General features: G+C 57.1%; 19 protein-coding genes. 9 read left to right on the plus strand and 10 right to left on the minus strand.

The window, feature by feature from the left end; translation table 11 throughout:
- Nucleotides 1-4: 4 nt before the first annotated feature.
- On the minus strand, nucleotides 5-709 hold the full coding sequence (locus tag OQE62_RS02920; protein WP_265720494.1) for a glutathione S-transferase family protein: 705 nt from the start codon (nucleotides 707-709) through the stop codon (nucleotides 5-7).
- Nucleotides 710-719: 10 nt separating this feature from the next.
- Complete coding sequence (locus tag OQE62_RS02925; protein WP_265720495.1) at nucleotides 720-1,145, minus strand: DoxX family protein; 426 nt, start codon at nucleotides 1,143-1,145, stop codon at nucleotides 720-722.
- Nucleotides 1,146-1,223: 78 nt separating this feature from the next.
- Between OQE62_RS02925 and OQE62_RS02930 the strand changes: the two genes are divergently transcribed.
- From OQE62_RS02930 to OQE62_RS02940, 3 genes are all read left to right on the plus strand, one after another.
- Nucleotides 1,224-2,108 carry a LysR family transcriptional regulator gene (locus OQE62_RS02930; protein ID WP_265720496.1) on the plus strand — a complete coding sequence of 295 codons (885 nt, stop codon included), beginning with the start codon at nucleotides 1,224-1,226 and terminating at the stop codon, nucleotides 2,106-2,108.
- 162 nt (nucleotides 2,109-2,270) lie between these two features.
- Nucleotides 2,271-2,771 carry an ImmA/IrrE family metallo-endopeptidase gene (locus OQE62_RS02935; protein ID WP_265720497.1) on the plus strand — a complete coding sequence of 167 codons (501 nt, stop codon included), beginning with the start codon at nucleotides 2,271-2,273 and terminating at the stop codon, nucleotides 2,769-2,771.
- A gap of 15 nt (nucleotides 2,772-2,786) precedes the next feature.
- Nucleotides 2,787-3,134 (plus strand): hypothetical protein, encoded by a 348-nt coding sequence (locus OQE62_RS02940; protein ID WP_265720498.1) that lies wholly within the window; start codon nucleotides 2,787-2,789, stop codon nucleotides 3,132-3,134.
- A 173-nt stretch (nucleotides 3,135-3,307) separates the two neighbouring features.
- On the opposite strand, the gene OQE62_RS02945 is transcribed toward OQE62_RS02940, so the two are convergent.
- From OQE62_RS02945 to OQE62_RS02960, 4 genes are all read right to left on the minus strand, one after another.
- Entirely contained in the window at nucleotides 3,308-4,006 is a 699-nt protein-coding gene (locus OQE62_RS02945) for a DUF3592 domain-containing protein (protein WP_265720499.1), read from the minus strand.
- Between the two features lie 120 nt (nucleotides 4,007-4,126).
- On the minus strand, nucleotides 4,127-4,405 hold the full coding sequence (locus OQE62_RS02950) for a pirin family protein (RefSeq protein WP_265720500.1): 279 nt from the start codon (nucleotides 4,403-4,405) through the stop codon (nucleotides 4,127-4,129).
- On the minus strand, nucleotides 4,371-5,597 hold the full coding sequence (locus OQE62_RS02955; protein ID WP_265720501.1) for an MFS transporter: 1,227 nt from the start codon (nucleotides 5,595-5,597) through the stop codon (nucleotides 4,371-4,373). Before OQE62_RS02955 ends, OQE62_RS02950 begins: the two co-directional genes overlap by 35 nt.
- A 135-nt stretch (nucleotides 5,598-5,732) precedes the next feature.
- Complete coding sequence (locus OQE62_RS02960) at nucleotides 5,733-6,647, minus strand: dihydrodipicolinate synthase family protein (protein ID WP_265720502.1); 915 nt, start codon at nucleotides 6,645-6,647, stop codon at nucleotides 5,733-5,735.
- 83 nt (nucleotides 6,648-6,730) lie between these two features.
- On the opposite strand from OQE62_RS02960, the gene ptsJ reads away from it, so the two are divergent.
- Nucleotides 6,731-8,035, plus strand: a complete 1,305-nt coding sequence (gene ptsJ / locus OQE62_RS02965) for a MocR-like B6 salvage transcription factor PtsJ (RefSeq protein WP_265720503.1) — start codon at nucleotides 6,731-6,733, stop codon at nucleotides 8,033-8,035.
- A 297-nt stretch (nucleotides 8,036-8,332) separates the two neighbouring features.
- On the opposite strand, the gene OQE62_RS02970 is transcribed toward ptsJ, so the two are convergent.
- The gene (locus OQE62_RS02970) at nucleotides 8,333-9,034 is read right to left on the minus strand and encodes a hypothetical protein (RefSeq protein WP_265720504.1); all 702 of its coding nucleotides are present in this window, start codon (nucleotides 9,032-9,034) and stop codon (nucleotides 8,333-8,335) included.
- A 20-nt stretch (nucleotides 9,035-9,054) separates the two neighbouring features.
- Between OQE62_RS02970 and OQE62_RS02975 the strand changes: the two genes are divergently transcribed.
- From OQE62_RS02975 to OQE62_RS02985, 3 genes are read left to right on the plus strand one after another with little or no spacing between them, the layout of a single operon-like run.
- Nucleotides 9,055-9,639 carry a hypothetical protein gene (locus OQE62_RS02975; RefSeq protein WP_265720505.1) on the plus strand — a complete coding sequence of 195 codons (585 nt, stop codon included), beginning with the start codon at nucleotides 9,055-9,057 and terminating at the stop codon, nucleotides 9,637-9,639.
- A gap of 7 nt (nucleotides 9,640-9,646) precedes the next feature.
- A complete protein-coding gene (locus OQE62_RS02980; RefSeq protein ID WP_265720506.1) occupies nucleotides 9,647-9,799 on the plus strand; it encodes a hypothetical protein in 153 nt (50 codons plus the stop codon).
- Nucleotides 9,800-9,801: 2 nt separating this feature from the next.
- On the plus strand, nucleotides 9,802-9,975 hold the full coding sequence (locus OQE62_RS02985; protein WP_265720507.1) for a hypothetical protein: 174 nt from the start codon (nucleotides 9,802-9,804) through the stop codon (nucleotides 9,973-9,975).
- A 15-nt stretch (nucleotides 9,976-9,990) separates the two neighbouring features.
- Here the strand turns inward: OQE62_RS02985 and OQE62_RS02990 are convergent, their stop codons facing one another.
- On the minus strand, nucleotides 9,991-10,338 hold the full coding sequence (locus OQE62_RS02990) for a hypothetical protein (protein WP_265720508.1): 348 nt from the start codon (nucleotides 10,336-10,338) through the stop codon (nucleotides 9,991-9,993).
- Between the two features lie 209 nt (nucleotides 10,339-10,547).
- On the opposite strand from OQE62_RS02990, the gene OQE62_RS02995 reads away from it, so the two are divergent.
- Complete coding sequence (locus OQE62_RS02995) at nucleotides 10,548-10,856, plus strand: helix-turn-helix domain-containing protein (protein ID WP_265720509.1); 309 nt, start codon at nucleotides 10,548-10,550, stop codon at nucleotides 10,854-10,856.
- A gap of 323 nt (nucleotides 10,857-11,179) precedes the next feature.
- Here the strand turns inward: OQE62_RS02995 and OQE62_RS19460 are convergent, their stop codons facing one another.
- Both OQE62_RS19460 and OQE62_RS03005 read right to left on the minus strand, forming a co-directional pair.
- Nucleotides 11,180-11,404 carry a helix-turn-helix domain-containing protein gene (locus OQE62_RS19460; protein ID WP_377595684.1) on the minus strand — a complete coding sequence of 75 codons (225 nt, stop codon included), beginning with the start codon at nucleotides 11,402-11,404 and terminating at the stop codon, nucleotides 11,180-11,182.
- The gene (locus OQE62_RS03005; protein ID WP_265720511.1) at nucleotides 11,405-11,656 is read right to left on the minus strand and encodes a helix-turn-helix domain-containing protein; all 252 of its coding nucleotides are present in this window, start codon (nucleotides 11,654-11,656) and stop codon (nucleotides 11,405-11,407) included.
- Between the two features lie 124 nt (nucleotides 11,657-11,780).
- Here OQE62_RS03005 and OQE62_RS03010 point away from each other — a divergent pair, with 124 nt between their 5' ends.
- Nucleotides 11,781-12,038: a hypothetical protein gene (locus OQE62_RS03010; protein ID WP_265720512.1), complete on the plus strand. Its 258-nt coding sequence runs from the start codon at nucleotides 11,781-11,783 to the stop codon at nucleotides 12,036-12,038.
- Nucleotides 12,039-12,614 lie beyond the last annotated feature (576 nt).

The following is a 12,614-nucleotide window of genomic DNA, read 5'->3' on the forward strand; positions in this document are numbered from 1 at the left end:
CGGTTTAGGCCGGGGCACCGTCTTTCGACGGCGTCCCGGCAGATTGATAGGGAATGAGCCCCGCTAAGTGCGAATCCCGCCGGCGCAGAAAATCCAGCAACAGCGCCGGGTAATCCGCCGTCACCGCCCGCGCGACGGAATCCCGTGCGGCCAGCCACGCGCGCCAGCGCTGCAGTTTCGGCAGTTGCTGCAGGATGCCGAATTCTCCGATGGTGTCGAACACATCGAAGTAGCGGAACGCCGTGGCAAAGGCAGCGTCGACCATGCCGAATGCCTCGCCGTTGAAATACGGTTGCGCCTCCAGCGTCGATTCCATAGTTTCAAACTGCGACCGCAGCGCGGTCGCCTTCTCTGTAAACAATTCTCCGTTAGTGGCGGAATAGAGGCCGGCGATATTCGCCAGTATCGCCGAGGCCAGCTCCACCAGGCTGCGCTGCTGCGCCCGCTCCAGCGGATCGGTCGGGTAAAGCGGCGGGCCGGCGGTGTCCTCCAGGTATTCGCAGATCACTGCGGACTCGAAAATCGCCCGGTCGCCAGCCAGCAACACCGGCGTCTTTGCCAGCGGTGCCAGGCGCAGGAACCAGTCGGGCTTGTGCGCCAGATCGATATCCAGCCGCTCGAATGGTAGGCCCTTCTCCATCATCGTGATCGCGGCCCGCTGCACATAGGGGCACAACTCGTGGGAGACCAGCGTCAGTGAGTTATCCACAATCCGCACCTCACACCGGCGCCGGGCAGAGATGCCCGCTGCGGCGCAGGCAGAAGGCGCCGTCCCCCATCAGCCAATAGGCCACGGACACCAGCGCGAGGAACAGCGGATACTCCCAGCCGCCGCCGGCACTGGTGTGCACCCAGCCGTTGGGCATGTGCACCCAGGCGGCCGCGAGTAGAATTGGCGTCAGCAGCAGGGCCACCTGGCGCGGGTAGATACCCACGAGCAAAGCGGCACCGCCGGCAACTTCCAGCGCGAACACTGGATAGGCCAGCGCCCCCGGCAGGCCGATACTGTCGAAATAGCCGGCCGTGCCCGGTAGCGTAAACACCAGCAGTTTCAGCAGCGCGTGGGCCAGCCACATGGCACCCAGCGCCAGGCGCAGTATGGCGAGACCCAGTTGCTGCCCGCCCGTCGCGATCAATTGGTTCATTGCATTGCTCCATTGCCGTTAAGGTGGAAACCAGTCTAAAGTTGCGAAAATGCAAGGGAATAGGCATCGGCGCATACGATGAATGCAAAAGAGCAATACACCCTCGGTGCGCAGGACCTGCAGACGCTGTTGGCACTGCTGCGCAGCGGCACCCTGGCCGTGGCAGCGGAGCGGCTGCATGTGGATACCTCCACCGTATTCCGCGCGTTGCAGCGGATGGAGAGCGGCCTGGGCCAGCGGCTGTTCGAGCGCTCCCGCGCCGGCTACCGGCCCACGGAACTGGCCGCGGCGCTGGCGGAGCGTGCCGAGCGCATCGAGAGCGAACTGGAATCGGCCCGCTCGGAGGCCCAGCGGCAACGGGCAGAGATAGCCGGCACCCTGCGCCTGACCACCACCGACACCATCCTGCACGGGCTGGTGGCGCCGCAGCTGGCCGCACTGCGCCGCGCGCACCCGCTGTTGCAATTCGAGATCTCCACCGGCAACCAACTCTCCAACCTGACCCGGCGAGACGCCGATATCGCTCTGCGTGCCACCCAGCGCCCGCCGCCGCACCTGGTGGGCAGACAGGTAGGCCCCATCCGCATGGCCCTGTACGCGGCGGAATCCGCGACCGGTGCCTACTCGGAAATGAACCTGGAGGAAGCGCCCTGGGTGGCGCCGGACGACGCGCTGCCGTCGCACCCATCGGTACTCTGGCGCCGGCACCGCCATCCCCGCAACCTGCCCGCTTATCGGGTGGACAGTATTCTGTCGGTGGCCGAACTGATCGCCGCCGACCTGGGCATCGGTGTGCTGCCGATATTCCTGGGCGATGGCCGGCGGGACCTCAAACAGATTTCGCCACCGCTGGAGGAATGCGAAACCCAGTTGTGGCTGCTGACGCATCCCGAATGCCGTCACCTGAGTCGGGTTTCGGTGGTGTTTTCCCACCTGGCGGAACACCTGAAATTGCACGGTTAATCCGGCCATAAAACCGCCTCGTCGCAAGCCCGCTCGATTTTCGAAAGGGCTCCAGTGTCTCGATCAACTAGCTGTGCAGAAATCTTTCTTTAAAGGCAATGCCAAAGCGAGTAGAATTTCTTGACGATCTGTTAGCGTTCTGTTAGCAAACCTTGATGGCCTATGACTACGATCACGCAAGACCCCGAAAAACTCGCGGACAAGTACCGGGCGGTATTCTGGAGCGAGGATGAATTTCCCGTCGATCCGGTGACCATTGCCCGGCACCTGGGGGTAGAAGTGCTCGAAACGCATTTGCCCAAAGATGTATCGGGAGCCCTCATCAAAGAGGTCAATGAAGATCCCCGTATCATCCTGGAGACCACCGATCACTCAAACCGCAAGCGTTTCAGTTGTGCCCACGAGCTGGGCCATTATGCGTCGCGTGTCGAGTCCGATGACGAGGATCGACAGTACGAATACGTGGATTTCCGCAACGGTGTATCCGCTACCGGGCAGGATTCGGAAGAGGTATTTGCCAACAGCTTTGCCGCCTGCCTGCTGATGCCGGAGGACGAAATGCGCCTTCGGTTTCGCAAATCCACCCATGCGGAGCTGGCCGCCTATTTCGGCGTCTCGAATGAAGCCATGAAATGGCGTCTCAGGAAGCTCAACCTGTTGTAATGTCATAAGAGCCTCATGACAGTAGAAGAAAAATCAAAAAAGAAATCAGAAGCGCTCTCAGCAATCCGGATCGCCCTCAATAGTGACGCGAGAAAGGTCGACCCGCTTACCGAGCAGAAGATAGAAGACTCAAAAAGTGACAGAGGCCTGAAAAAGCTTTACGCCAAGTGGTTTATTGGCATTCTGATCGGGCAGTTGCTGATCATGAACCTGGCCTTTACGGCTGTTGGCCTAAAGTGGATGGGCTTTGAAAAATACGAGCTCGAACTCTATCTGGCCGGCACATTGGCCGAGGTCTTCGGTATCGTACTGGTGATCACCAAAAACCTGTTTCCCCAGCACGGGGCCCCCTCCCTGAAATAAACCTTTCAAAAAAGCCCGCAACTGTCGGCAGGGAGACGCCGCTGTGCTTGCTGACATATCCGGAATCACGGCTCTGTGGCGGAGCGGCTGGCGCTGGGGTAGCCAGCCACTGTGCCTGAGGCCAGGCCGAATACAACTGCTGTGCGTCGGCCCGGTTTGTCGCCAGGGAGGTTTCAGCTTGCCACTTTAGGCAGGAAAGAAGTATCGACATGATACTTTTTGGGGTTGTCTTTTTCTATCAGGACCGTCAGCTCGTCAATGTCGATATGGTCCGAAGGATCAAACCAGATATTTTCACTGTTGAATATGTGTATTTCAGAGGTGGCGGGGTTCTTCCATTGAGCGGAAATTCTATAGGGATGTCTTCCGTTTACTTCAAGGGAGCTGTTGAGTTCCACTCCGGTAAACTTGGCATTCACTGAAATGCCGTTCTCTTTCAGGTACTTTATCTTTCTTCCTTTCAATTTACCGAACAATATTATTGAAAGCCCTACCAGTGAAAAAACTGCACCCAGGACGCCCAGGATCGAAGCCACCCCCCACAGAGAAAAGAAGCCATTGATTCTGGCCTGCTGGGGAGAAAATTCCTGGTAAAGGACTTCAACTTTCTCCCCCTCATAATAACTTGGAGGGTTGCTGCTGGATGAAGACATAAATTCAATGAGGGAGCCATCTCGGGTCATGAACTTTACTACCGGTGCATAGGTAACGGAATCACTCGACCGTGAGCGAACAAGCTCTATCACCGTGCCTTCAGTCGCTAGAGCGTTGCCCAGAAAGTCCTGTGTGCTTTTATAGGAGAAAAAAGCCCCTATCAGCAAACCGAGCCCTATCGCTGTGAAGACGTATTTAAGTATTGATACCGCTTTCATATCGTTTCCTTTGTCGCTCTAACAGGGCCGTAGAAAAGTCATATTGTATAAATTACAATCTACAGCCGCTTCCTATATAAAAATGGGCGTTATTTCAGCACGCCCAACCTGCATTATCCCTCATTTCTTATGAAGCGGTCTAATGCTGCCGGGTACAATCGCCAGCGCGCGGTCGGTGGTCAGCCAGTAGAGTTCGTCGGGCAGAAGATTCAGGTCATTGCTGAGGGAATCGCGGTTGTTGTGCTGCCCGCTGCTGCTTTCAAACAGCACCGATACCGCGGCAATTCCCGCATGTGGGTGTGCCCCGAAGGTCGGCTCGGTCATGGTGTAGTGATCCACCATGATCAGCGGCCCCTCTGCACGCTTATGCCACTCGAGGCCGTTCCATGCACCGCTCAATAAACGACAGCGCCACGGCACAGCCAATCAATCCCATGCCGACAACCAGCGGGATGCGTAAATCCCACCCGGTCATTACCCCGGCGGCAGCGGTGCCGGCGGAGCCAGCCGTGATCTTCATCGCCGCCACCCACAGGAACACCTGTCCGCGCCCTTTGGCCGGTGCATACTCCGTCCGCGCCGCCAGCGTGGCGGCAAAGAAAAACGCATTGACGATCCCCGCCACCCAATAGGTCGCGATGGCGATGGACAAGGTCGGGCTGATCATCACCGCAAACAGCCCGCCCACGACACACAGGGCCAGGCCCGACATCAGGTGATCCGGACTACCCCGCAATGGCTGCAGCATGACGCCTACTGATCCGGTGAGATTCCCGATCCCGTAAGCCGCCGTCATGGCCGCCGCGCTGGCGGCAGGGATACCGAGCAGGGCCGTCATGTGAACGGCGGTGATGGGCAGGGCCGCCATACTGAAGGCCACCAGCACAGTCATATACAAGGTGCGGCGCAGCGGGCCATCCTTTGCCATCAGTGCGATGGTGCTCCAGGCGCCCGGCACGCTGCGGATATCGCCGCCGTGCTCGGGGGCGCTGTAGGGCAGCCGCATGACCAGCCAGGCGGCGCCGAAGGCCGCCACCGCCAGGCACAAAGCGGCCAGTCCCGGCGAGGCCCATGAGGAGACGGCGGCCACTACCGAGGGGCCGACCGTGCCGCCGATGCCGTAGGTGGCCACGTCCCAGCCCTGCGCGCGACGCTGGCTGTGCTGATCGCGGCCGGCGATCGCCGGCAATCGGCTGCTGATACCGCCCGTCAGCAATGGGCCGCAGCCGCCCGAAATCGAGAGCAGCAGGCCGGTGAGGACGGCCGGTGCCTGGCCGTAACTGATGACCGCTGCCGCCAGCGCGATCGAATAGAGGACGCAGGCGAAGGCGATGATCCTGCGGCCGTCGTCGGCCAGGTCGATGCGCCGTGCGACAAAGGGGCCGAGCAGGTGCGGCGCGGTGATGCAGGCACCCAGCAGGCCGGCCAGGCTACCGCCTCCGCCCTCCGTTGTGACCAGCAGTACGATGGCGACCACGGCGCCGCCATCGGCCGTGCGCGCCAATGCGGCGGCGATGATGTAGCGGGCCAGACCGGACCAGCCGGTGCTGTCCCGGCTCGCCGTATGCGCGGAAGCAACTTCCCGTTCCAACTGCTCACTCCCGGTCCGGCCAGGCGGCGCGAACGCCGCGAGTGGCCTCCGGGCAATGGGCGGGACAGCCACCTTGTGCCGCCAACAGCACATTATCCAGGGTGACGATACTAATCGCCTGCGCAACGCGGCTCATCAGGCCAGGTCCAGCTCGTCGAGCAGCGCCGCGAGCTGTTGCCGGTCGGCCCCCTCCAGCGTCTTGAGCGGCAGCGGCAGGGTGGGATGTTCAGCCAGCCCCCGCAGCTCCGCGGCGGCCGCGACGACACGCAGGCTGCCGCCATGCTGGTCGAACAGTGCCCACAGGGGGCGCAGCCGCTCGGACAGGCGCGTGGCTTCCTGCACATCGCCGGCCTGTGCGGCGCGGGTGATGGCCAGCGCCGCCCTGGGGAAGAGGCCGCCGATCACCGAGTACCAGACCTCGCATCCGGCATTCAGCCCCGTGGCGGCGAGAGCATCACCGCTGACGCCGATCGTCACCTGCGGCGGGACCAGGGCGCGCAGGCGCTCGACACGCGCCCTGGCCGCCCGGGGTTCCACCGGAACGCCGGGAATCTTGATCGAGCGCACGTTCGGAAGCTGGGCGATCCGCTCGTGCAATTCATCGCTGAACTCGAAATGCGTCGTGGTGGGGTTGTCGTACACGCACAGCGGCACGGACAGGGAGCGGGTCACGGTTTCGTAGAGGGCGAAGACTTCATCGGCGGAGAGCTTCTGGTACGACATCGGCGCCAGCAGCACCCCGCTCGCCCCCGCTTTCTGCGCGTCTTCGGCCAGGGCCAGCACATCGCGCGTGCGCAGGGCGCCGATGCCGATAATCACCGGCACCTCGCCGGCATGCTTCACCGCCAGTTGCGCGGTGCGCATACGCTCGGCCCGCGTGAGATAGGCATAGCTGCCGGTCGATCCCAGGGCGCCGATGGAATCGACACCGGCGTCTGCCAGGCGCTCGACCAGCCGCACGAACGCCGCCTCGTCGATGCCGCTCTGGTTCATGGGGGTCAGGGGAAATGCGCTGAGACCGGAAAACATGGTCGGTTGTCCTCGTATCAATAAAGGGAAGGCTGCTATTTCTCTTGCTCTGGGCCTAAGATAAAATTGTCACGGGACTCAATATATATTGGCATAGGACAAAAGTGAAGATCACCGGTAAAACTGCCCTGGAAATCTCCGAATGCATCCGTGCAATGGTGCAGAGTGAAGACCTGTTGCCCGGCGATTCTCTGCCGCCCGTGCGTGAGCTGGCGGAAACGCTCGGTGTGAACCGCAATACGGTCGCGGCGGCCTACAAGCGCCTGGCGAAAGCGGGCATCGCCGTCACCCGGGGGCGCCTGGGCACCACCATCTGCGCGCCGCCCCGTGCAGGCGAGCAGGAGGGGCTGAGTAGCGGAACGGCATTGATCGACCTCGCCGATGGCAACCCCGATCCCCAATGGCTGCCCGATCCGCAGGCGCTACTGGCCGAGTGCCTCCCCAGGCCGTTCCTGTATGGCGAGGACACGATCCTGCCCGAGCTGCGCCAGTTGGGGCACGATTGGCTCAAGCCGGATTGCCCGTCCGACCACCAGCTGGAACTGACCCACGGCGCCGTAGACGCCATTGAACGCCTGGCGACTGCACACCTGGTGCCCGGCGACAAAGTGGCCGTGGAAGACCCCTGCTTCCTGGGCACCATCAACGCGCTGCGCCTGGCCGGCATGCAGACGGTGGGTGTGGAAATCGACGACGCGGGTATGCGCCCCGAGGCATTGGAGGCGGCCCTGGACCAGGGCGTGCAGGCGGTGCTGGTCACGCCGCGCGCGCACAACCCGACCGGCTGCAGCCTGTCCCGACGTCGCGCGGACGCCCTGAAGCGGATTCTGGCGGCGCATCCGAATGTGCTGGTCATCGTCGATGACCACTTTGCCCTGCTGGCCGAGACGCCGTATCACTCCATCATCCCGGCCACAACGGCCCGCTGGGCGCTGATACGCTCCGTTTCCAAAGGTCTGGGGCCGGACCTGCGCCTCGCCTTCGTGGCCTGCGACCCGGCAACGGCGGAGCGGCTGCGAACCCGCCTAGCGCCCGGTATGACCTGGATCAGCCACATTCTCCAGGCGATCGTTGGCGCCTGCCTGGCTTCAAAGGATGTCCGCAAGCGACTCGACAAGGCGCGCAGCGAGTACGCGCGCCACCGCGAAGAGATGCGCACCGCCCTGCAGGCCCAGGGAATCGAAGTGCCGCCCGCCTCGGGTGGTTTCAATGTATGGCTGCCGCTACCCGGGGACGCGAAAGATGTGGCCTACGCACTCGCCAAGAAAGGCTGGCTGGTGCGGCTGGGCAGCGCTTTCGAGGTACAAGGCCAGGCCCGGGCGATCCGGGTTACGGTGTCTAGGCTGCAGGACGGCCAGGCGCAGCGTTTTGCCGAGGATCTGAAATCGTGCCTTGCTACCGGACCGTGATGCTTGGGAGGGAGGGCCTGTCTGCGTCGGCTGTTACTGATGTTCGCTGTGAGGGGGGCTAGATCATACGGTGGGATCCGGATGCGGTGGATCGATTGACGTTCAGGTGGGGTCTGTCTGCGACAATTACAATTGTTGGGGTCAGACAGAGTTGAGTCACGCCGCGTGAAAAGAAGCCCCAAAACACCACGCGTTTTTAAATGACCCCACTGCGCTTCTTTGCCCATTCTACAAGAAAAATCGGCTTATCTTAGAGTCTTCTGATATGGAGCTGATCTACCCTATTAATCATTACCGCTACCGCCAACCCATGCTGGTCAAGTCTTCCTCAAAAATCAGGCCCTCCAAATCATACTCCTGATACAACTCTTTGAATTTCTGATTACAGAACGGGGCCTGATAGAATTCATACTCCGATTTGAACAACAGCTTGTCTTCTATATCGCTATCATCAAACTTCAAGGCGGTGACAGTCATGGGCTCTCCGAACTCATCATCTTCACGAGAGCTGCTGTCGAGATCGACTTTTCCTTCTGTCATCAAGTGGAATAAATAGAAATCATGGCCTTCTACTTCCACCGGCAAGAATTCACCGAACGGTTCCAGCATCAACTTGAAGTAAGCATGTGCACGACCAGAGAACAATAAGCCTGCGCCTTTCCAGACAGATACATCCGGAATCTTTACAGACTGGGTACCCTCCATAGGGGCAAAGGTGGATTTCACGTCGCCCCATATGTCAATAAGCGGCGTGTTACCTGTGCTGGTCATCCGCTTGATCTTACGGATTAGATCTGGCCTGCCCAACTGTTCGACGATTTTTATCGTATCAAGCTGTAGGGTTTGGTAGGAGTCGTAATCATTGACAAGTCTGTAGGCTTTCATGCAATCGGATTTCAGTTCGTATTTTTCTGTAGTGTCTACTGAAGCAGCTGAGTTCTTGACCTTATCCGAATGTTCGTTGAATACTGCGACAAATTTAAGATAGGTCTGGATCAAGACTTGAGTAAGTTGTCGATTTGATCGATATTTCCGGCTTCACTTATGAAATGGAGCTGGGAAACATGGATAGAGCCTTATCATTTAAGGAGCATAAGGACAAATATAGTAATTTACGTTCCGAGGTATACTCGGAAGTCCCAAAGGCAATAAATATGCCAGGGGTTACATTAACTCCTATAAACATGATGGCTTTGGAGAAGTATAAACTATGGCCAAACAATTCAAGAGTTCCTCCAAATGGTGGTTGGGAGTGGGATTCATGGGTGGCGTACTATAGAAGAAAGTACCCTAAAAGGTTTGAGGCAGCCATATGGTTTGGCTCTATTCTATGCGGGCTTCTTTTGGGAAAAATGTCTGCCAAGAATGTACATGTGAGACTGGAAGTTCTTGAAAGCTCGACCGATACTGCGCACCCGCTGAAAGGTAGGGTAGCATATATAGCACTATCTGCGGTTGAAATGTATGGGTACGCACTGGGAGCGAAAGAAGCTCGAATTGTTGATCCTGTTGATGGTGCTATAAATAGTTATAAAAAATTAGGCTATGAGCTATTCGAAGGGACCAGTAAGAATGAACCACGTTATCTAGCTAAAGTCTTGTGAGGTGTTTATGAGCCAGAAAAATGAAACTGCCGAAAAAGATCCACAGATCAAAAAAATGAAAGAATATTCCCAAAAAGTTGCATTGCTCAAACCAATAATTGGGACAGATGAGCCTGAAGGAAAAATAAACAAAAAGCCAGAAGTCTTGAAGGGAGAATGATTATGTGTAGTGAACCTGAGAAGGAGCCATCACAAGATGAAGCGTTAAAACGGCTTAAGAAAAAGTCAAAAGAAATTAAGTCCAAGAATGTTGTTCCTCCTGTGGATGACGAGGAACCAAGTGGAAGGCTGTCTGGTGGTCCAGATAGTTTGGATCTAAGCGACGACGAAGATTGAAATGGGTTAGTTGGATTAGTTCAGGCTGTTTTTCAGAACTACATTGATCGACAGAGTCAATGCTTTGGCTTCCAGATCTTGCCAGCCTGCCAGGATATCGAGCTCTTCAGGAGAAAATGTTCGCTTCGCCTTCATCCGCGTCTCGATTCGCCGCTGCTCAATCAGCTGTTCCGTCTCCTGCTCACTAATATATATCTCGCGCGAGCCACGCCTGCCTGAAGGCGAACCCCCGGTCGCTTCAATCCAGTCGCTCACAACTTCGCCCAATGGCAGCGATTCAACTCTGATAAAATTTGCCAGCTGTGCTCCCGCCCGCTGGATAAGTGAGTGCATCCTTTTCAGCAGTTGCTCTGGTTCTTCCATAGAAGGCCTCGGTATGCCGGTGCCGATTCTCCTCGGGTGTTGTTGAAGAAGAAAATAGCGCCACAAAGAAAGCCGGTGTGGCGCCCCCTCCCTCAATGTGGGTAACGACAGACTCTCAGTTCCAGGTGCTGCACTACCAATACTAAGTAATACTTAGAGGTGGGGCAAGGAAAATCTAAGACTATCTTAGCCTTTGTCATGGAGGCTAAATGTCTGTTATCGGGAAAAGGCTTAAGGAAGCTCGGTCGCGTGTGGGGCTTTCCCAGGAGCGCCTTGGTATTCTGGCTGGCATAGATGAGATGTCGGTCAGTGCGCGGATGAGCCAGTATGAGCGTGGCGTCCATACCCCCGGATATCCGCTGGTGGAGCGCTTTGCCGAGGTGCTGGAAGTGCCGGTTGAGTACCTTTATGCGAAGGATGACGACACTGCGGAACTGCTGTTGTATTTCCACCGGCTGTCGGCGGATAACAAGGCACGGGTGATAGAAATGACGAAAAATATGGACCTTGAAAGATAAGCGCTTGCTGTGCCCCTCATGCCTACAGCGGGCCCGAGAGATAAATCCTCAATTTCTGCAAGAGAAATCCAAAGCGATTTCACTGCATCGCGATAACCATTGGGTATGCCCCGTTCCTATAATTGCGGCCTTGCGAGAGTGACTAGGTGCCGGATGGCGTTTTCTTCGTTATCGAGGAAATTGGCAAAGAATCACGTAACGGCGTCTTTGCTCCAGTTTATGTTTCTTCTTTCTTTGTCGTTGATCCCTATCGAGTGCACTTCCCTCCGAAAGGTTGGCTTATCCATGAAGAGCGCTTAGATATTTCTCTTTCTAAGCTTTGCTTATTTGAACAAATTGCCTTCGTCACAGCGCAGACTTTTGGTGATCTGGTCCAGCGTCTTCAGAGTGGTATTTTGGGAGGCACTCTCCAGGCGGGTCAGAGTAGCCCTGCTGATACCTGATTTGCGGGCAAATACGTCCTGAGTTTGCTGGCCCCGGCGGGCTCTTAGATTTCTGGCCAACTTCTCTGGCAAGTTCACATGTGAACGCGCCTGTATGTGCAGCACCTAAGGCTCTCCAGCGCTCGGATAGTCCAACAGATCCTTGGGTTCTACACCCAAAGCCCGGGCCAGCCGGAAAATGTTGGTCAGGCTCACGTTGCGCTTACCGTTCTCAATACCAGAGATATAGGTACGGTCCAGCTCGCAAAGCCCACTCAAGTCTTCCTGGCTCAGTGGTGGGTTCATCTGCTTGCGTAGTGCAGCCACGTGTCGGCCGAAGGGTACCAGTGCCGGATTGGATTCAAGTTTCCTGGCCATGTGTAACCTCAAAAATGTTACACATAAGCAACATTTGGCGCCTATGGCTATGGACTATGAGTCACATTTCCGTACAATCCGCTGCTGTAGTCTATAAGTCACATGCAAGGGATTGTAATCAGCCATGGCAAATGCTCAAGAAGACACCGCCTCCACCCCGGCCCAGGAGCTATTGAGCCTCTATGACGAATTCAGCGAAATTGAAGCATACTGCGCATTCTTCTGCGACGCCGTCGCGGCGCTGGGCGCCACGAGAAACTTCCCCTTGGAGCCCGCAAGTGCAGGAGGGCTGATGCTTGTCGCTGAGCGCGTGAAGGCCGAGGTCGCCGGGTTGAAGGATAAAGTTAACAGGATCAGGTTGTATGTTCAGGCGAGAGAGTAGCTAATCGGGAAAGGCGTCTAATTGTCTTATGTTTTTGGTTTTTAAGTGAAAGTGCTGAATAGTTACCTGTAGGGTTAACTCTGGTTTTTCAAAACTACAACCTGAATCCGTGACTTCAAGGCGGATGCAGAGCGTAAGATATTGGCGTCACAGTGGATTTTTCGAAGAAGTGGCGTATCGGTGATTACGGTCGACTGAGAAAAATTCGCTGTGGCGTCAAGAGTTTGCGCTCGGCGCCGTCATGAAGTCACGGATTCAGGTGCAAGGCTGAACACCCTTTACCCATCCCCCAGACATGTTAGCCTCACAGGCCACCCTTCCTCGTTTGGCTGCCAGCAAGGATGTCATGCCCAGAGATACACTGCCCAAAGGGCTCTATGACAGCCTGACGACCCAACGAGGCTGTAGAAAAACTATTTCTCGAAAACAGCTCTTCCAGCTGCACTCTTGATTGATCACTGTTGATCGATTTAAACACAATCTCTTTACATAGTCATCCAATAAGCGAGGCAAACCGGCTCATGATGCCGATTGCCTGTCAGCTCATTGAATCGCTCCATAATTCATCAATTTCTC

It is taken from the genome of Microbulbifer halophilus, from assembly GCF_026183675.1.
Lineage (GTDB): Bacteria > Pseudomonadota > Gammaproteobacteria > Pseudomonadales > Cellvibrionaceae > Microbulbifer > Microbulbifer halophilus.